This window comes from Paraburkholderia edwinii (assembly GCF_019428685.1).
In the GTDB taxonomy this organism is placed as follows: Bacteria; Pseudomonadota; Gammaproteobacteria; order Burkholderiales; family Burkholderiaceae; genus Paraburkholderia; species Paraburkholderia edwinii.
Map to the genome: position 1 here is coordinate 2,579,298 of NZ_CP080096.1, position 19,380 is coordinate 2,598,677.

General features: G+C 62.8%; 15 protein-coding genes. All 15 read right to left on the bottom strand.

The window, feature by feature from the left end:
- Nucleotides 1-188: 188 nt before the first annotated feature.
- A complete protein-coding gene (locus tag KZJ38_RS33020; protein ID WP_219801224.1) occupies nucleotides 189-1,034 on the bottom strand; it encodes an oxidoreductase in 846 nt (281 codons plus the stop codon).
- Between the two features lie 206 nt (nucleotides 1,035-1,240).
- Entirely contained in the window at nucleotides 1,241-2,548 is a 1,308-nt protein-coding gene (locus tag KZJ38_RS33025) for a c-type cytochrome (RefSeq protein WP_425518392.1), read from the bottom strand.
- A gap of 11 nt (nucleotides 2,549-2,559) precedes the next feature.
- Nucleotides 2,560-4,794, bottom strand: coding sequence for a xanthine dehydrogenase family protein molybdopterin-binding subunit (locus tag KZJ38_RS33030; RefSeq protein WP_219801225.1), 2,235 nt, complete (start codon nucleotides 4,792-4,794; stop codon nucleotides 2,560-2,562).
- A gap of 1 nt (nucleotide 4,795) precedes the next feature.
- A complete protein-coding gene (locus KZJ38_RS33035) occupies nucleotides 4,796-5,251 on the bottom strand; it encodes a (2Fe-2S)-binding protein (protein ID WP_219801226.1) in 456 nt (151 codons plus the stop codon).
- 325 nt (nucleotides 5,252-5,576) lie between these two features.
- Entirely contained in the window at nucleotides 5,577-5,771 is a 195-nt protein-coding gene (locus KZJ38_RS33040; RefSeq protein WP_246641894.1) for a hypothetical protein, read from the bottom strand.
- Between the two features lie 409 nt (nucleotides 5,772-6,180).
- Nucleotides 6,181-7,596 carry an EAL domain-containing protein gene (locus KZJ38_RS33045; protein WP_219801228.1) on the bottom strand — a complete coding sequence of 472 codons (1,416 nt, stop codon included), beginning with the start codon at nucleotides 7,594-7,596 and terminating at the stop codon, nucleotides 6,181-6,183.
- A gap of 536 nt (nucleotides 7,597-8,132) precedes the next feature.
- On the bottom strand, nucleotides 8,133-8,819 hold the full coding sequence (locus KZJ38_RS33050; RefSeq protein WP_219801229.1) for a Fe2+-dependent dioxygenase: 687 nt from the start codon (nucleotides 8,817-8,819) through the stop codon (nucleotides 8,133-8,135).
- A gap of 94 nt (nucleotides 8,820-8,913) precedes the next feature.
- Nucleotides 8,914-11,202 (bottom strand): TonB-dependent receptor, encoded by a 2,289-nt coding sequence (locus KZJ38_RS33055; RefSeq protein ID WP_219801230.1) that lies wholly within the window; start codon nucleotides 11,200-11,202, stop codon nucleotides 8,914-8,916.
- A gap of 429 nt (nucleotides 11,203-11,631) precedes the next feature.
- Nucleotides 11,632-13,374, bottom strand: a complete 1,743-nt coding sequence (locus KZJ38_RS33060) for an ABC transporter substrate-binding protein (protein ID WP_219801231.1) — start codon at nucleotides 13,372-13,374, stop codon at nucleotides 11,632-11,634.
- 106 nt (nucleotides 13,375-13,480) lie between these two features.
- Entirely contained in the window at nucleotides 13,481-13,762 is a 282-nt protein-coding gene (locus tag KZJ38_RS33065) for a DUF2160 domain-containing protein (protein ID WP_219801232.1), read from the bottom strand.
- A complete protein-coding gene (locus KZJ38_RS33070) occupies nucleotides 13,762-14,583 on the bottom strand; it encodes a carbohydrate ABC transporter permease (RefSeq protein ID WP_219801233.1) in 822 nt (273 codons plus the stop codon). The genes KZJ38_RS33065 and KZJ38_RS33070 overlap by 1 nt, the downstream gene beginning before the upstream one ends.
- Entirely contained in the window at nucleotides 14,576-15,469 is an 894-nt protein-coding gene (locus tag KZJ38_RS33075) for a carbohydrate ABC transporter permease (protein ID WP_219801234.1), read from the bottom strand. Before KZJ38_RS33075 ends, KZJ38_RS33070 begins: the two co-directional genes overlap by 8 nt.
- The gene (locus KZJ38_RS33080; protein ID WP_219801235.1) at nucleotides 15,466-16,581 is read right to left on the bottom strand and encodes an ABC transporter ATP-binding protein; all 1,116 of its coding nucleotides are present in this window, start codon (nucleotides 16,579-16,581) and stop codon (nucleotides 15,466-15,468) included. The genes KZJ38_RS33075 and KZJ38_RS33080 overlap by 4 nt, the downstream gene beginning before the upstream one ends.
- Complete coding sequence (locus KZJ38_RS33085; protein ID WP_219801236.1) at nucleotides 16,568-17,743, bottom strand: ABC transporter ATP-binding protein; 1,176 nt, start codon at nucleotides 17,741-17,743, stop codon at nucleotides 16,568-16,570. Before KZJ38_RS33085 ends, KZJ38_RS33080 begins: the two co-directional genes overlap by 14 nt.
- A 435-nt stretch (nucleotides 17,744-18,178) precedes the next feature.
- On the bottom strand, nucleotides 18,179-19,369 hold the full coding sequence (locus KZJ38_RS33090; protein ID WP_219801237.1) for a fumarylacetoacetate hydrolase family protein: 1,191 nt from the start codon (nucleotides 19,367-19,369) through the stop codon (nucleotides 18,179-18,181).
- Nucleotides 19,370-19,380: the final 11 nt, after the last annotated feature.

A 19,380-nucleotide genomic window follows, 5' to 3' on the forward strand; every position in this document is an offset into this window, starting at 1 on the left:
GTCGTGATGGGTGATACCGCCGTGGACGCGGACGAGGATAACGGCTGCTTGAATTGTAATCAGGTTGTCGGCAAAAAATTCACGTTTGGCGCCGTCTATTGGGGATTTTCGCGCGCGACTCGCGCTTCAACTGAACGAGGCGTTTCCGTTCCTTCCGACGAAAGCCGCGTGAGCGCGCGTTCAAGGTCTCACTGGAAATCGGTTGAAACCGCCAACGCATGCCATGCTTCGAGCTCGCTTTCGACATGGCGGTTCTTCGCGTTGATTCTTGCGACCGTGTCGGAGCCGAGCGGCAGGCGCACCGGCGGGCGGTCACTATCTGCAAGCTTCAGCATCGCCGTCGAGAGCTTTTGCGGATCGCCGGGCTGCGCGTGATTCGCACCAGCCGCAAAGTCGCGCGTGACGCCGACCGTTTCCGCGTAATCGGCAATCTGCTGCCTCGTCGAAACGAGCGAGTTGTCGTTCAGGAAATCGGTACGGAAAAAGCCCGGCTCGACGACCGTCGCATGCACACCGAGCGGCGCAAGCTCAGCCGCGAGCGCTTCGGTAAGCCCCTCTATAGCGAATTTTGTTGAGCCGTACACGCCCCAGCCTTGATAAGCGGAATAGCCGCCCACCGACGACATATTGATCACATGTCCGCTGCGCTGTTTGCGCATATGCGGAAGCACCGCACGCGTGACGTTCAGCAAACCGAACACATTCGTGTTGAATACAGCCCTCACTTCACTGTCGTTCGATTCTTCGATCGCGCCGAGCAGGCCGTATCCGGCGTTGTTCACGAGCACATCGATACGCGAAAAACGTGCGATGCCCGCGTCTACCGCTTGTGCCGCATCGGCTTCGTTCGTGACGTCGAGCTTGACCGCGAGCAGATCCGGATGATCGCCGAGCTGGTCGATGACCTGCTGCGGATTGCGCGCCGTAGCGACGACGCGATCGCCGCGCTTTAACGCATCGCGCGCAATCAGCGCGCCGAAACCGCGCGACGCACCCGTGATAAACCAGACCTTGCCTGCATTCGCCTGTGACATGATTCGCTCCTTTTAAATTCGTTGACGGTTAGGGCTTCGTACCTTCGTTTGCTGCGCCTCGTTGCTGCTCTTTGTGGAGTGGCGCGAAGCGGGTGACACGAATAGTAGGAGCCTGAAGACCTTCAAACTAGAGCGAATCGGCTTGAATGATTTACAACTTTCAGTTGCGAATTAACCGGCACTACGGCCCGGCGTGCCGCGCGCATTTACGGCGCGCGCGTCGCGCTGCGGACTTTCTCCACGGCCTTGGCGCTGACTGCCGGCGCATCGTTGTTCCAGCTGCCGCGCACGAAGGTCAGCACGTCCGCGATCTGCTCGTCGGTCAGCATCGCGTGGTACTTCGGCATCGGATACGGCGCGGGCACGCCGCCGATCACGAGCGCGCCCGTGCCGTTCAGCGTGACGTTGATCAGCGATACCGGATCGGGTTCGAGCACGTTCGGATTGCCGGCGAGCGGCGCGAGCCATGGCGCCGCTCCGAGTCCGCCCGCGCCGTGGCAATGCATGCAGTAGGTCGCATAGGTATGCGCGCCGCGGTTGTTCGGCATCGCGGTCAACACCACGCGCTCGCCGTCCGGATGCGGCACGTAGGGCCGCCCGTCGTCGCTGCGGCCGCCCGGCAGCGACTTGATATAGCGTGAGATCGCGCGCGTGTCCGCGTCGGTCAGCGTCTGCGTGCTGTAGTTGATCACGTCGGTCATCGAGCCGAACGCGGTGGCATGCGCGTTCGCGCCGGTGCGCAGGAAGGTGTTGAGATCCTCTTCGCTCCAGCGTCCGAGGCCCGTGTTGTGATTGCCGGTCAGGTTCGATGCGAACCAGTTCTCGAGCGGCGCGCCCGTCAGAAACGCGCGCCCGCTTTCGTCGAGCGCTTTTTCCTGGAAGCCGACGCCGCGCGGCGTATGGCAGGCGCCGCAATGGCCCAGGCCTTGCACGAGGTACGCGCCGCGATTCCATTGCGCGTCCTTGTTCGCTTTCGTCTGATAACGCGCGTGGTCGAGAAAGACGATGTTCCAGACTTTGAGCGGCCAGCGCATATTGAGCGGCCACGGTATGTCGGTTGCGCGATTTGCCTGCTTGACCGGCGTCACGCCCTGCATGAAGTACGCGTAAAGCGCCTTCATGTCGGCATCGCTGACTTTCGCGTACGACGGGTAAGGCATGGCCGGATACAACGCGTGACCGTCCGGCGCGACGCCTTCCCGCACCGCGCGCATGAAATCGGCTTCGCTGTAGCGGCCGATGCCTGTCTCGCGGTCCGGTGTGATGTTCGTCGAATAGATGCGGCCCATCGGCGTTGTCATCGGCAGGCCGCCGGCGAAGGGCTTGCCGCGCGGCGTCGAGTGGCAGGCGAAGCAGTCGCCGGCCTTCGCCAGATATTCGCCGCGCGCGACGAGCGCAGCGTCGGCCTTCGCGCCTTGCGCGTGGCAGGTGGCGGCGAGTCCCCCGCACAGTGCGACCAGCGCCGCGGCGGCTATGCGCCATGCAGGACGAAACAAGCGGGAATGCGAGCTCACGTGGACTCTCCTCACGCCGTCTGGCCAGTACGCAGTTGATCGCCGACCGGCAGCCGCCGCACACGCGTTCCGGTCGCGGCGTATATCGCGTTGGTCACGGCCGGAATCACCGCGGATGTGCCCGGTTCGCCGATGCCGCCCGGCGCCTCTTCGCTCTTCACGATAATCGTCTCGATACGCGGCGCCTCGTTGATGCGCATCACGCGATAGTCGGTGAAGTTCGTCTGTTCGACGCGGCCGTCTTTCACCGTGATTTCGCCCCACAGCGTCGCGGTAATGCCGAAGATTGCGCCGCCTTCGATTTGCGCCTCGATCGTGTTCGGATTCACCACGTGCCCGCAATCGACTGCGCAGACGATGCGCTCGACGCGCACGTCGCCGTCTTTCACGTCGACCTCGGCGACCACGCACAGAAAGCTGCCGAACGCGTTCATCACCGACACGCCGCGTCCTTTGCCCTTCGGCATCGCCGTGCCCCAACCGGAGGCCCGCACCGCGACGTCGAGCACATTGCGCGCGCGCGGCGTCTTGCCGAGCAGTGCGCGCCGATATTCGACCGGGTCCGCTTTCGATTCGTGCGCGAGCTCATCGACGAAGCTCTCGACCACGAAGGTGCCGCGCGTCGGGCCCACGCCGCGCCAGAATGCGGTCGGTATGCCGCGCGGCTCCTGCCGCACGTAGTCGATGCGTTGCGCGTGGATATCGTAGGGCAGCGTCGCCGCGACCTCGATCACGTCCGGGTCGATGCCCTTCTGGAACCACTGCGGATACCAGCGCGCGACGATCGACGAACCCGCAATGCGGTGCGTCCAGGCGACGGGCTTGCCGTTCGAATCAAGCCCGGCGGCAAGGCTGTCGAAGTAGCACGGACGGAACATGTCGTGCTGAATGTCTTCCTCGCGGCTCCACATCACTTTCACGGGCGCATTGACCTGCTTGCCGATCGCGACCGCCTGATGTGCGACATCCGATTCGAGCCGGCGACCGAAGCCGCCGCCGATCAGAAAGTTATGCACGACGATCTTTTCAGGCGGCAAGCCCGTTACCTTGACCGCTTCATCGACGATGCGCGTGGGCACCTGCGTGCCGATCCACACCTCGCACTGGTCGGCCGTCACATGAACCGTGCAGTTCATCGGCTCCATCGTTGCGTGCGCAAGAAACGGCTGCTGATAGACCGCGTCGATGTTTTTCGCCGCGCCCTTGAAGGCCGCGTCGACGTCGCCGTCCTTGCGCGCGATGGCGCCGGGGTGTTGCGACGCGCGCCGCAAATCGTCGAACAGCATCGCGCTCGTCAGATTCGCATTGGCGCCTTCGTGCCAGTCGATCACGAGCGCGCTTGCGCCGCGCTTCGCGGCCCATGTGTGGTCGGCGACCACCGCCACCGCGTTGTCGAGCTTCACGATCTGCCGCACGCCGGGCTGCGAGCGCGCTACCCGATCGTCGACATTCGCAAGCTTGCCGCCAATCACCGGGCAATTGACGACCATCGCGACGAGCATGCCGGGCTCGCGCACGTCGATGCCGAAACGGGCAACGCCGTTCACTTTCTCGGGCGAATCGAGCCGTTTATGCGGTGTGCCGACCAGCGTGAACGTCTGCGGCTTTTTCAGCGTGACGGTCTTGAGCAGATCGGCGCCGACCGGCATGCCGGCCGCACGCGACGCGCATTCGCCATAGCCGAGCGTGCGGCCGTTCGCCGTATCCGTGATAACCGCGTCGCGCGCGACGCAGGTCGTGGCATCGACCTGCCACTGTTGCGCCGCGGCATTGATCAGCAGCATGCGCGCGGTGGCGCCGGCGCGCCGCATCGGTTCCCATGTCGCGCGAATCGATAGCGAGCCGCCGGTCGCCTGCTGACCGAGCAGCGGATCGGCATACAGTTTGGCGTCGGGCGGCGCATGTTCGATCTTCACGCGATCGAGCGGCACCTCGAGTTCTTCGGCGAGCAGCATCGGAATCGCGGTGTAGACGCCCTGCCCCATTTCCACCTTCGGCACGACGACGACGATGCTGCCGTCGGGATCGATACGGACGAATGCGTCGGGCGCGAACACGCCCGACGGCGGCTGCACGACACCGTCGCCGGCTATCACACTGGGGGCCGCGGTATTGCCGTCGCTGCGCGCATTGAAGCTCACGCCGAGCAGCAGACCGCCGCTCGCCGCGACGCCGACACTGAGCCCGGCCCGCAGGAAATCACGCCGGCTGAAAGCGCGCTCCACGCTGTGCGGTGGAATGCGCATCTCACGCTCCTTTGGCGGCCTGTTTGATCGCGGCCCGGATCCGCACATAGGTGCCGCAACGGCAGATATTGCCGGCCATCGCCATATCGATGTCCGCATCGCTCGGCTGCGGATGCGCGGCAAGCAGCGCTGCGGCCGACATGATCTGGCCGGACTGGCAGTAGCCGCACTGCACGACATCGAGATCGAGCCATGCCTGCTGGATCTTGCGGCCCGCGGGCGTGTTGCCGACCGCTTCGATTGTCGTGACCTTGCGTGTGCCGACGGCTGCGATCGGCGTGACGCACGAGCGTACCGGCTGGCCATCGAGATGGACGGTGCACGCGCCGCACTGCGCAATGCCACAGCCGAATTTCGTGCCGGTCAGGCCGACTAGATCGCGCAGCACCCACAGGAGCGGCATTTCGGGTGTCGCGTCGACCTGCTGGTTTTGTCCGTTGACGTTGACGGTGAACATCGTAGCTCCCGCATTCCGTGAAGCGAGTTGCGTTGTGTTCGGGTGGCGCTCGCGGAGGGGACGTGGCTACTGCGGAACGCGGCGCCGGCATCGACAAACAGCATCTTCTATCAACGCGGGCGCGGCCGTTTTCCGATTCGAACGGATCGTTGCGCGATCCATCATTGGAGATGGAGGTCGCCGGCTCCGCACGCACGTGTCGTCAGGACATGATAGGCGTGCGAAACGGTATCGGTAAGAAGAAATACGGATGGGCGCGTCTTCGATGCGCGCGCGTTGGGTGTGCGTGTTGAGTGCACGCGTTCAGCGCGCGCTCATTCGGCGCTTATTTGGCACTCTGCCGCTTGTGCACCGGCTCTTCGCTAAAGAACTCGTGCTGCTCGGTCTCACTGAGGCCATTCAGAATGCTCGTCGTCTTTTCGTTGATGAGATTCTCGACCGTATTCGTGATGGTGTTGCCGTAGTGGCTGGCCAAGCGTTCGAGATTGCGCTTCGTCGATATCCGAACAAAAACGGACAAGCGTTCGCTGCCTCCCCCGGGGCCTAGATGGCGCTGCCGGTACCTGCGCTGCTTTTCGGAGTTAGATAATCCCATTACGTCATTTCCGTTCCGTCTTGAGCCCATTCCTGCTGGACACCTGGTTGTCGCTTCAGTGGATAACGGCCACAACCCAATCGGCATTTAGGGTGGGGCAAAAGTTATGCGGTAACCGCGGTGCCCGAAAACCGGGCCGGTGTCACGGCAAAGCCGCCAGCAGAGCGGCTCTGCCTTGATGGGCGGAGCTTTGAGCGATCCCAAGGCGCACCGATCGGATTCGCATAAACGTTTGCGAGTTCGCCTTTGAACTCAGGCGCCGGGCACCGTCTTTATGCAATCGCAGCTCATATTCACGCCCATTTCTTTCACGATCCCTACAATATCGGCGTGTTCAATGAGACTGGAATGCGTGCATAAAGCGCGGCGGTGCATCCTCTTTGCGATGCCGCATTTCGTCGTCGAAGAACGTCGAGAAGCGCGAGGCGGAGATCGCCTTGCCCAGATAGAAGCCCTGCGCGAGATCGATATGCGCCTTCCCGACCGCGTGGAACTGGCTCACGCCTTCGACGCCGTCGACCACCACGGCCATATTCAGACGACGCCCCGCGCTCGCCATTTCCTGCAGTTGATGCGCGCGTGCGCCCTCTTCGAGGCCCATCACCTCGCGATCGACCTTCACGAAATCGCAGCCGGCGCGCGCGGCCGATTCGAGCTTCGGCGACGCCGACCGCACATGCGATACGCCGACGCGAATCCTGTCGTTGCGCAGTTGCGCGACCGCTGACACAACCTCCGACATGTCGTCGAGCGGCATCTGCAGAATGACGTGGCTTTTTGCCGTCAAGCGATTCGCCATCCTGACGAGTTTCGCAATCGAGTCAGCCGAGTCGAGCATAGACGCCGGCACATCGACAATCAGATACAGCGAGTCGCTCTGCCCCAAGGCTTCGAGCTCCGTCGCGGCGGTCTCGAATACATAGTCGAGAATGCGCTCGGCGATCGGCGTGCGATCGAGCTGCTCCATATACCATTCGGCGCCGCGAATGCCATGCACCGGATTGCGCCAGCGCAGCATCACTTCGAGACCGACGCACTTTTGCGTGCGCGTATAGAAAACAGGTTGATACTCGAGATGAAATTCGTTGCGCCGCAGCCCGCGCTTCGCGGCACGCGCGAGCGTCGCGCGCTGGCTGAACCAGCGGGCGCGTGCGAGCAGCACGCCCGCGACCAGCGCGGCGATCAATGCAGCGCCAAGCAGGATGGCGATACCGATGCGGATCAGAAGCGGCCAGTCGATCGCGGGGCCCGGCGCATCCGCGGCGTTGCCGCGCGCGGAGTCGGCGCTCGGATGGATGTTGTCGGCTGTCGCGGACGCAGCGGCCGGTGCGTGTGCTGCCGAAGGCTGAACGAACGACGTGCCGATGCCCCCGCTCGTGGCGCTGACCAGGTTCTGCCCGGCGCTCGCATCGAGCGTGAGATTGCCGGCGGCCGGTTGCTGCGCGGCCGGATCGTACGGCGCCGAGGTCTGTGCGCCGCCGCCGCTGCCAGTCGTCGCGATGGGCGCGAAACGGCAGTTGACCGGCGCGTCGCCGTTGAGCGTGCGGTTCATCCCCATTCCGCCAAGCGGCGCCGGCAAGCGAAGCACGGCAGGCCCCGCGCAATCGCTCCCTGAGAACGCGCCTTCGCCTGAAACGTTTGCTCTGCCGCCCGCGCCATGCGCCGACGCGACAAGCGCCGCTGCATAGGCCGCTTGCGCGAACATGCAGACAGCGAATACGCAAAACACCCCGATGTTTCTCGATCGCATAGTCGTGTGGTTAGTAATGCCGCACTTTCGATTCATTCCTTGCGGAATGGCCCGCTTGCCCGGCTTCTAAAGGCCGTGCTTAACGGACTAACGCGTTTGCGTCCGAATATGAGCGGCCCTTGCCGCGACGCAAACGTATGCGCTTACGGCAAGGAATTGGCGTCGTGACTACGCAAACGAGAAGCTCAAAAGCCTCGGATTATAAGGACGCTATTCATGCCGCATTTCATTTCGGTTACGCGGTAACCGGCAAACTGCGAGTGAGAGGGAGCGGGAAAAAAGACAGGCGACTTTATCGAAACGCTGCGGCTGCGCTGTTGCTGCGCGGTTGCTGAATAAATCGCCGCCAGGACGTGCGATTGCATGCTGCGCGTTCGTTTGTATTGTAGGGCGCAAGTCTACACTGCGAAGACGCCGCTGTGTAGGCAGACCGGTTATGCACTAACCTCGCGACACGCAAGCGCGGCCCCTGCCGGGCGGCCGCGGCGACTGCGCGTCAATGGTTTGAATCAGCGGCTTGAATCAACAGCTTGAAATCAGGTCTCGCTCCACATGCGCAAAAGGTTGTGGTAACAACCAACAAGCGTGCGTCGCGCGGCTTCGTCGCCATTCGATGCATTGAGACGCTGGATCGAGTTGTCGAGGTCGAACAGCAGTGCGCGCTGCGTGTCGTCGCGCACGAGGCTTTGCGCCCAGAAGAAGCTCGACACGCGCGCGCCGCGCGTGACCGGACGCACCTGATGCAGACTCGTGCCCGGATAGACAATCGCATGGCCGGCCGGCAGCTTCACTTCCTGCAAGCCGAACGTGTCTTCGATCAGCAGTTCGCCGCCGTCGTATTCGTCGGGCGGCGTGAGAAACAGCGTGATCGACACATCGGTGCGCACGCGCCGGCCGCTGCCCGGCACGAGCCGGATCGCGCCGTCGACGTGGCTGCCGAAATGCATGCCGCCTTCGTAGCGGTTGAAGAGCGGCGGATACACCTTGTTCGGCAATACCGCGCTGATAAAGAGCTGATTGCGCTCGAGCGACGCGACAATGCGGTCGCCCAGTTCGAGCGCGATCGGCGAGCCTTCCGCAATCTGCTGATTGTGCTTGACGGGCGCACCCTGATAGCCGGCGGTCGCACGGCCGTGCACCCATGAGTCGGTTGCCGCTTCGAGCTGCGCGCGCATGGCCGCTGCGTCGGCGGGGCTCAGTACGTCGGGAATGGAGACAATCATCGTTTAGCGCTTCCTGCGTGGCCGCGCGCATGCGTGCCTGCAGGCACCCATGCGCGCGGCGTTCGTGAGGCGTTTGAAAAACCGCCCGCGGCGATCAGTAGAAGCGATAGTTTAGCGTCGCGAGGAACGTACGGCCCAGCGCCGGCACCGCGCGGCCGCCGTCGGACTGGATGATCGCATCGTAGTAATGCTTGTTGGTCAGGTTGATCAGGTTGAGCTGGATGTCGTAATGCTTCTGGTGGAATGCGGCCATCGCATCCCAGCGCGTGTAGCCAGGCACTTCGACGAGATTGTTGTTCGCCGCATAGCGCGGGCCCGTGTACACCGGACCGCCGCCGATTTCCCATTGCGGCGTGAACGCGTAGGTGGTCCACAACGTCAGCATGTTGCGCGGCGTGTTCGCCGGCGTTTTGCCCTGTGTGCCGTCGCGCGCTTCGAGAATGTCGCCGTCCATATACGTATAGCCGCCGAACACCTGCCACTTGTTCGTGATGCGGCCCGCTACGCCGGCCTGATAGCCGCGCACGCGGATATTGCCGTCGAGCGTGTAGGTGCCGTCCACGTTCTGCGTGCGCGCGTTGGTCTGATCGATATTGAAAAGCGACTGCGTGACCGACAGCCCGCCGCCCAGCAGATCCCACTTCGCGCCCACTTCATACGACTTGTTGTGCACAGGCGGCAGGTTCTGCTGGCCGTTCGTCAGTGTCAACGCTTCGAGCGACGGGTCGAACGATGTGCCGTACGACACGTAGTACGACTGCCAGTCGGTCGGCTGCCAGATAATGCCGCCGCGCACGCTCGTGAAATAGTTGGTCTGCGTCGCGTAGCCCGGCGCGTTGATCGAGTTGTTGATCGACGCTTCGTAGCGGTCCCAGCGCACGCCGCCCACGACTTTCCAGTGCTCGCCGATCGACACCGTATCGTTTGCGTAGATGCCAAGGCCGTTCGCGCTCGATTCCGCGAGATTGCCGCGCGTCACCTGCAGATTCCCCGGCGTCGGCACATAAGGCGGATCGAGCAGCGGCACGATCGCGATCGTATTCGACGGCAGGCCCGGCGTGGTCGCCGTGTAGGACTGGTTGCTGTACGTCTCGTGACTGAGGTCGACGCCCATCAGCAGGTCGTGCTTGATAAAGCCGGTCGCGAACTTCGTTTCGAGCTCGGTCGTGTTGTACAACGAATGATCGTTGATGACGCGGTCCTTGCCCTGCATCTTCACGAAAAGCTGCGCCGGATTGAGCGTGGTGAAGTTGCCGTTGGTCAACGCCGTCGACGTCGCGAGCGGTCCGGTCAGCACTGCCGCCGGGTTCGACGCCTGCACGTTGGTGCTGTAGTGGCTGTACTGCGTCTGGTTGCTCAGCGTGACGTTGTCGTTGAAGCGGTGCTTGATGCGCGCCGAGAACGTCTGCACGTCCTGAATCGTGCGGTCGTTCGTGAAGCCGTAGAACGTCGAGGGCCCCACCACCGACGCCGGATGGCCGTTCAACGACGGGATGCCGTAGTCGGGCTGATCGTTGTTGTGCTGGATCAGCGCGGTCAACGTGATTTCGGTCGGCGTGCCGATACCGAACTTCACTTCGGGCGCAACACCATAGTCCTTGCTCTTCATCACGTCGCGCGTCGAGCCGAGATCCTGGCCGAATGCGTTGATCCGGAATGCAGAGGTATCGGTGATCGGCTGGTCGAGGTCGACAGTCGTGCGGTAACGGTCGTGCGTGCCGGCCTGCACCGACACGTCGGCGCGCGGCTTCAGGGTCGGCTGCTTGCTGACCTGGTTGATCACGCCGCCCGTCGAGCCGCGGCCGAAATACAGCGACGACGGACCGTACAGCACGTCGATCGATTCGAGGTTGAAGGTGTCGCGATAGTACTGGCCGCGATCGCGGAAACCGTCGAGATAGATGTCGGTACGCGCGGAAAAGCCGCGCAGGTTGATGTTATTGCCGATCGAGCCGCCTTCGGCCGCCGCGATCGTAATGCCGGGCACGTTGCGCAGCGCGTCGGTAAACGAATTTGCCGCCTGCGACTGCAGTACCGCCTTCGGCACCACCACCGCCGCCTGCGGAATGTCGCGCAGCGCGGTCGGCACTTTCGCGCCGACGCTCGAGATGTCGGGCTGGAAGTCGTTGCTGGTGTCGGTCTGGCCGGTCACCTTGACGGCCGGCAAAGTCGCGCCCGGTGCGGCGCCTTCGGTGGCGCCGGAAGCGCCGGCGTCTTTTGCGTCAGCGGTTCCGGTGGGTGCTCCGGGTGCGGCTCCGGTTGTGGCCTGAGCGACCTGCGTCGCGGTGGGCGCGGCAGGCGCCGCGGGCACCGTGGTCTGGGCGTAAAGCGGCGTCGCGAAAATGGCCATAGCGGCCGCCGCGACTGGCGTCGTCTTGAACATCTGATTCCCTGTCGTTGTCAGTTAATTCTTATGAGCCGACAGGCACTACGCCGCCGGCGCACGCGAACTTGCGTGCGGGGACCGCCCCATGCCGTGGCGCTGCATCGCGACCGGCTGGTGGTGTTTTGCTTATTGTTTGTTGGATACGGCGTGTTAGATACGGTTACAAATAAATGAGAATCGCTATCATTACACAAACTGGCGATGGGGGGCAATCGTTGGCTGATAAGGCTGTAGCCGAAAAGCGTCAGTCAACAAATTGAAAGAATTTGAAATAGTCAGAGAGATTTGAGCATTTGCCCACGTACTTTCCGTGGCTCGAATTGCACGCAAATCCGCGTCCCAAAAAGAAAAAAGGCGGCACTTTACGTGCCGCCCTTCAAGCTCATTTCGTCAGGTTTCTTGCGTCAATCTCCGGGTGCCGCGGGGTCAGCGAACCTTCCCAGCTTTCCACGCTGAAAGCAACTGATCGTACTTGACCGTCTCGCCCTTCGGCTTTTCGTTCGCCAGCTTTTTCCACGGCGCGTGCTGGTCGGAGAGCCACTTCGACGGATCGCTCACCGGGTTCAGCTCCGGCGCGCACGACTTCATCCCCGCGCGTTGCAAGCGTGCCAGCACCTGGTCCATCTCTTTCGCGAGATTGTCCATCGCGGCCTGCGGCGTCTTTTCGCCGGCGACTGCGGTGCCGACGTTCTTCCACCACAGCTGCGCCATCTTCGGATAGTCGGGCACGTTGTTGCCGGTCGGCGTCCAGGCGACGCGCGCCGGGCTGCGATAGAACTCGATCAGCCCGCCGTACTTGTCGGCGTTCTTCGTGAAGTAATCGCTATGGATGTCCGAGTCGCGAATAAACGTGAGGCCGACAATCGACTTCTTCAGCGATACCGTCTTCGACGTGACGAACTGCGCATAGAGCCACGCGGCCGCGCGCTGGTTGGGCGGCGTCGACTTGAAGAAGGTCCACGAACCGACGTCCTGGTAGCCGTTCTGCATGCCGTCCTTCCAGTACGCGCCGTGCGGCGAAGGCGCCATGCGCCACTTCGGCGTGCCGTCCGGGTTCGTCACGTTGCCGGGCTTGAGCATCGACGCCGTGAAGGCCGTGTACCAGAACACCTGCTGCGCGATGCGGCCTTGCGCCGGCACCGGCCCCGCTTCGCTGAACGTCATGCCCGACGCTTCGGGCGGCGCGTATTTCTTCAGCCAGTCGATGTACTTCGTAGTGGCGTATACCGCGGCCGGGCTGTTCGTGCCGCCGCCGCGCGACACCGACGCACCCACCGGATGACAGCCGTCCGGCGTCACGCGAATGCCCCATTCGTCGACCGGCATGCCGTTCGGAATGCCCTTGTCGGCTTCGCCGGCCATCGAGAGCCACGCGTCGGTAAAGCGCCAGCCGAGCGACGGATCTTTCTTGCCGTAGTCCATATGACCATAGACTTTTTCGCCGTCGATGTTTTTCACGTCGTTCGTGAAGAATTCGGCGATGTCCTCATAAGCCGACCAGTTGACCGGCACGCCCAGGTCGTAGCCGTACTTGGCCTTGAACTTGTCCTGCAGGTCCTTGCGCGCGAACCAGTCGGCGCGGAACCAGTACAGGTTCGCGAACTGCTGGTCCGGTAACTGATAGAGCTTCTTGTCCGGCGCCGTCGTAAAGCTCGTGCCGATAAAGTCTTTCACGTCGAGGCCCGGGTTCGTGTAGTCCTTGCCCTCGCCCACCATATAGTCGGACAGTGGCATGATCACGCCGTAGCGATAGTGCGTGCCGATCAGGTCCGAATCGGAAATCCAGCCGTCGTAGATGCTCTGGCCGGACTGCATCGACGTCTGCAGTTTCTCAACCACGTCGCCTTCCTGAATCACGTCGTGCTTGACCTGAATGCCGGTGATTTCGGTGAATGCCTTGGCGAGCGTCTTCGACTCATACACGTGCGTATCGATTGTTTCGGATACCACATGGATTTCCTTCACGCCTTGCGACTTCAGCTTTGCGGACGCGTCGATAAACCACTTCATCTCGTCCATCTGCTGTTGCTTGCTGAGCGTGCTGGGCTGAAACTCGCTATCGACCCATTTCTGCGCTTCGGGCATGCCCGCCACCGCGGCATGATTCGCAAAGGCGCCTGCAACGACGCCTGCGACCGCGAGCGCGACGATCCGTCTCCTGTGTTGCATGGTCTTCTCCTGTGTCTCCAAACCCCTTGGATCATCCGCCGGCGGCCGCTCGGGGCATCAACGGAACCGGTCTCTTCGAACCTTGACTGTTACCTGCGAGGTTGCGTTATCCCTTCCACATCACGATCAGCAGCACGACGGCCGAAGCCGCGACGCCGGGCCACACGTTCGCGCCTTCGCTCGTCACCGCCAGCCAGGCGAGATTCACGTAAGCCGCGGCGAGCAGGCCGATAAAGAGCCGGTCGCCGCGCGTCGTCGAGATCGGCAGAAAGCCTTTACGCTCGACGGTCGGCGCGCGCATCTCCCACACCGTCATGCCGGCCAGCATCGCGACCACGCACGCAAAGAAGATCGCGACTTCCGGTGTCCAGTACATCCATGTGAGCATCACACTCTCCCCATTGCGAAGCCCTTCGCGATGTAGTTGCGCACGAAATAGATGACGAGCGCGCCGGGCACAATGGTCAGCACGCCCGCCGCCGACAGCACGCCCCAGTCCATGCCCGCCGCCGACACGGTGCGCGTCATCACGGCGGCGATCGGCTTCGCATTGACGGTCGTGAGCGTGCGCGCGAGCAGCAGTTCGACCCAACTGAACATGAAGCAGAAAAACGCGGTCACGCCGACGCCCGATTTGATCAGCGGCAGAAAGATCTTTACGAAGAACGTCGGAAACGAATAACCGTCGATATACGCGGTTTCGTCGATTTCGCGCGATACGCCCGACATGAAGCCTTCGAGAATCCACACGGCGAGCGGCACGTTGAACAGCATGTGCGCGAGCGCGACGGCGAAATACGTGTCCTGCAGGCCGATGCTCGAATAGAGCTGAAAGAACGGCAGCAGGAACACCGCGGGCGGCGTCATGCGGTTCGTCAGCAGCCAGAAGAACATGTGCTTGTCGCCGAGAAAGCGGTAACGCGAAAATGCGTAAGCGGCCGGCAACGCGACGAGCACCGAAAACACCGTGTTCATCACCACGTAGATGATGGAGTTGATATAGCCCCAGTACCACGACGGATCGGTGAAGATCACCTTGAAGTTGTCGAAGGTGACGTGCTGCGGCAGCAGCGCGAACGTCGACATCGTTTCTTCGTTCGTGCGCAGCGCGATCGACAGCATCCAGTACAGCGGAACGAGCGCGAACAGGATGTAGACGATCAGTACGAGTGCGCGAATCCAGCGGCGCTGGCCGGTCCGGTCATGCATGATCGCCTCCTTCCGCGGCCGGGCCGCCTTTACCGACGCGGCTCATCCAGTTATACAGAATGAAGCACAGCAGCAGGATGATCAGGAAGTAGATCAGCGAGAACGCGGCCGCCGGGCCGAGGTCGAACTGGCCGACTGCTTTTTGCGTCAGATACTGGCTCAGAAAGGTGGTCGAATCGCCGGGTCCGCCGCCGGTCAGCACGAACGGCTCGGTGTAGATCATGAAGCTGTCCATAAAACGCAGCAGCACGGCGATCATCAGCACGCCGCGCATTTTCGGCAGCTCGATATAGCGGAACACCGCGAATCGGCTCGCGCCGTCGATCTCGGCAGCCTGATAGAACGCATCGGGAATCGCGCGCAGGCCCGCATAGCAGAGCAGCGCGACGAGCGGCGTCCAATGCCAGATATCCATCACGAGCACGGTGATCCATGCGTCGGTGGGGCTGGCCGTGTAGTTGTAGTCGAGGCCCATGTGGTTGAGGCCGTAGCCGAGCAGGCCGATATCGGGGCGCCCGAAAATCTGCCAGATCGTGCCGACCACGTTCCATGGAATCAAGAGCGGCATCGCCAGCACGACGAGCGCGGCCGACGCGCGCCAGCCCGATGCGGGCATCGCGAGCGCAAGCGCCACGCCGAGCGGAATCTCGAACAGCAGCACGCACGCGGAAAAGATAATCTGCCGGCCGAGCGCGCCGCGCAAATCGGGGTCCGTCATGATGTTGCGGAACCACTCGGTGCCGACGAACACATGCTGTGTCGGGCTGATGATGTCCTGCACCGAATAGTTGACCACCGTCATCAGCGGCAGGATCGCGGAGAACGCGACGCACAGAAACACCGGCACCACGAGGAGCCACGCCTTCTGGTTGATGGGCTTGTTCATCGTTCGGTCCTTTCGGCGACCTTCACGGGAATGCGTTCGTCGTTGCTGAAGAACACCGTTTCGGGAGCGACAAGCTTGAGCCACACAGCCCCGCCGTCGGGCACGCGCACATGCGGCTCGAGCTTCGCGTTGAACAGGTGGCCGTCGCATTGCGCGGTGACGAGCTGATAGTTGCCAAGCTGTTGCGCGCGCAACAATTGCGCGCGGGCGGCGCCGCGCTCGCCTTCGTGCGCGAGACGCACGAATTCCGGGCGGATGCCGAGCTTGAGCGGTCCGGCCACCTGCTTCAAGGCAGCTAGCGTGTCCGCGTCGAGTGCGATGCGCTGCGCGCCGAGCTTGATGCCATCGGCGTCGAGTTCGACGGGACACAGATTCATACCCGGGCTGCCGATAAAGTAGCCGACGAACGAGTGATCGGGCCGCAAAAACAGCGCTTCCGGACCGCCTTTCTGCACCACGCGCCCGTTCGTCATCACGACCACTTCATCGGCGAACGTCAGCGCTTCGACCTGATCATGCGTGACGTAGATCAGCGTGAGTTTCAACTGCTGATGAATTTTTTTCAGCTGGCGGCGCAGCATCCACTTCATGTGCGGATCGATCACCGTCAGCGGTTCGTCGAACAGGATCGCGGCGACGTCCTGGCGCACGAGCCCGCGGCCCAGCGAGATTTTCTGTTTCGCATCCGCCGCGAGATTGCTCGCCTTGCGCGGCAACTCGCGTGTCATATCGAGAATCTCGGCCACTTCGTGCACGCGCTTTTTCACTTCGGCTGCCGCGATTTTGCGATTGCGCAGCGGGAACGCAAGATTGTCGAACACGCTCATCGTGTCGTAGATCACCGGGAATTGAAACACCTGCGCGATGTTCCGCTCGCGCGGGCTTTGCGCCGTCACGTCGTGACCGTCGAACAGCACCTTTCCTTCGGAGGGCGTAACGAGCCCCGAGACGATGTTCAGCAGCGTTGTCTTGCCGCAACCCGACGGGCCGAGCAGCGCATAGGCGCCGCCGTCTTCCCAGACCATGCTCATCGGCTGCAGCGCGTAGTCGTCGAGCGTCGCGGGGTTCGGCCGGTACGCGTGCGCGAGATTCTCGAACTCAATGCGCGCCATGTACGGCCTCCGGGCTCGAGACGAGCTTGGTGTCCGCGCCGAATACGAACAGTTCGTCAGGGTCGACAAAAACGTCGAGCTGGGTACCGAGGTCGATCTGATGCACGCCTTGCAGCTGGGCGATCAGATTGACGCCGCCGTTTAGCGTGTGCAGATGCAGATAGGTTTCGGAGCCGCTCAGTTCTGCGAGTTCGAGCCTGCAACGCACGGGCATGGCTTGCGGACGGTTCGGCGCGAGACGCAGATGTCCGGGGCGGATGCCGATACGGCAGGTGCCGTTGGCGAGGCTCCCTGCGCTCGCGCCGTTCGCCTCTGCCACGCCGTTAGTCGCGCCGTTAGTCGCGCCGTTAGTCGCATCGGCGGCGCGACGCGCGCCGCGCACCGGTACCTCGATGCCGATCGGCAAGCGCGCACTGCCGTCTCCGGTCAGTTCGCTCGTCAGCATGTTCATGGGCGGGTCGTTGAATACGGCGGCCGCGTCGACGTTGGTCGGCGCGTTGTAGACGTCGAGCGTCGGGCCGAACTGCAGCACGCGGCCCTTATCGACGATCGCCGTATAGCCGCCGAGCAGCAATGCCTCGAGCGGTTCGGTTGTTGCGTAGACAACGGTCGTGCTGCCATCGGCGAAAAGCGTGGTCAGCTCGGCGCGCAATTCCTCGCGCAACTTGTAATCGAGGTTGACGAGCGGTTCGTCGAGCAGCACGAGCGAGCTGCGTTTAACCAACGCTCGCGCCAACGCGCAGCGCTGCTGCTGGCCACCCGACAATTCGCCGGGGCGCCGCTCGAGCAGATGTTCGATATGCAGTTTTGCCGCGACTTCGAGCACACGCCGGCGAATTTCCGCGGTGTCGACGCGTTGCAGCTTCAACGGCGACGCGATGTTGTCGTATACCGTCATCGCCGGGTAGTTGATGAACTGCTGGTACACCATCGCGAGATTGCGCTCGCGCACGCTGACGCCGGTCACGTCCCGCCCGTCGACCAGCACGCGCCCGGAAGTGGGCCGGTCGAGGCCGGCCATCACGCGCATCAGCGTGGTCTTGCCCGCCTGGGTCGGGCCGAGCAGCACGTTGATCGCGCCCGGCACAAGTTGCAAGTCGATGCTGTACAGATACGTCAGCCCGCCCGCCACGACGGTGACCTGCTCCAGTTCCAAGACCAAATCGCTCTCCTTTTTTAATGCTTTTGAGGTGCTGCTTTCGTCGTGCTGACCGACCGGTCCAATGTTCAAAAATGAAATCAAAACAACATAGAGAATGTCCCTTTTGTTCGTTTACGTTTAAATCGGGGTTAACCATACAAGTTATAAACGACTATCAAACGAATGCATTACGCATCGTTGATTGACCTCTCTTATATGAAAGCAGATGGTCGGCGGGAATGAATGACGCAGCGCAACACAGGCGCGTGGTTGCTGCCGGGATGCCTGCACACGCGAGCGCCGGGCAAAACGGCGATGCGGAAATGACAAGGCCCGCTAAGCGGGCCTCAAGAAACAGGATGAAATCGCGCGGACGCGATAGAGCCAACCGCAGGGGTCAACCGCCGGGGTCAACCGCAGCGGCCGACCGCAAGGACCCAACGCGCGAGCGAATGCCTAACGCACGCCGATCAGCCCGCGCTCCGCAAGACTGCGATAAAGCGCGCGCACGCCGAAGGTCCACGGCTCGATCTCCGTGCACAGGCGCACGGTGTTCACCAGCGCGCCCAGCTTCGGCGCCGAGATCGTCACGACATCACCGAGGTGATGCGTAAAACCGCCGCCGGGCGCATCGCGATCCTTGATCGGCGAGAACATCGTGCCGAGAAACAGCATGAAGCCGTCCGGATACTGATGATGCGCGCCGCAGGTCTGCGCGACGAGATCGGCGGGATCGCGCGAAATCTCGGTCATATGGCTGACGCCGTCGAGTTCGAAGCCGTCATCGTCGCCTTCGACGCGCAGCGACACGCTTGCCTCCCGCACCGCATCGAGCGTGAAGCGCTCGTCGAACAGACGCACGAATGGCCCGATCGCGCACGAGCCGTTGTTGTCCTTGCATTTGCTGAGCAGCAGCGCGGAGCGCCCTTCGATATCGCGCAGATTGACGTCGTTGCCGAGCGTCGCGCCGACGATGCGCCCCGCGCCGTTCACGGCGAGCACGATTTCCGGCTCCGGGTTATTCCATACCGACACGGGCAAGAGGCCGATATCCGCGCCGAAACCGACCGACGACATCGGCTGCGACTTCGAAAACACTTCGGCATCGGGACCGATGCCGACTTCCATGTATTGGGACCACGCGCCGCGCCGTTCGAGTTCCGCCTTCAGACGCATCGCCGCGTCCGAACCGGGCTCGATCTTCGACAGGTCGGTGCCGATCAGCGCCGTGATCGTCGCGCGCACTTCCTGCGCTTTCGACGGATCGCCGCCTGCCTGCTCTTCGATCACGCGTTCAAGCAGACTGACCGCGAAGGTCACGCCGGCCGCCTTGATCGCCTGCACGTCGCAGGGCGCAAGCAGGCGCGGCGTCGAAGCATCGCTGCGGCCCGCGAGCGCCGCATCGATCAGCGCGCTGACCGGGCCGAGCGCCTCGCCGGGCGCGTTGCGCGCCACGTCGACCGCATCGTCGCGATCGAAAAGATCGGCGGTAGTGGGCACCGTTTTCGTGATGTCGAACACATGGCCGCCGCGCACGGCGACCACGCACGGACCTTCGTGCGCGCCGTCGCGGCGCCAGACGCGGCCAATCAGCAAGGCCTCGTCGAGATCTTCAGGCAGACAGGCAGAGGCGGAAATCTTTTGCATGGGCGTCTTGG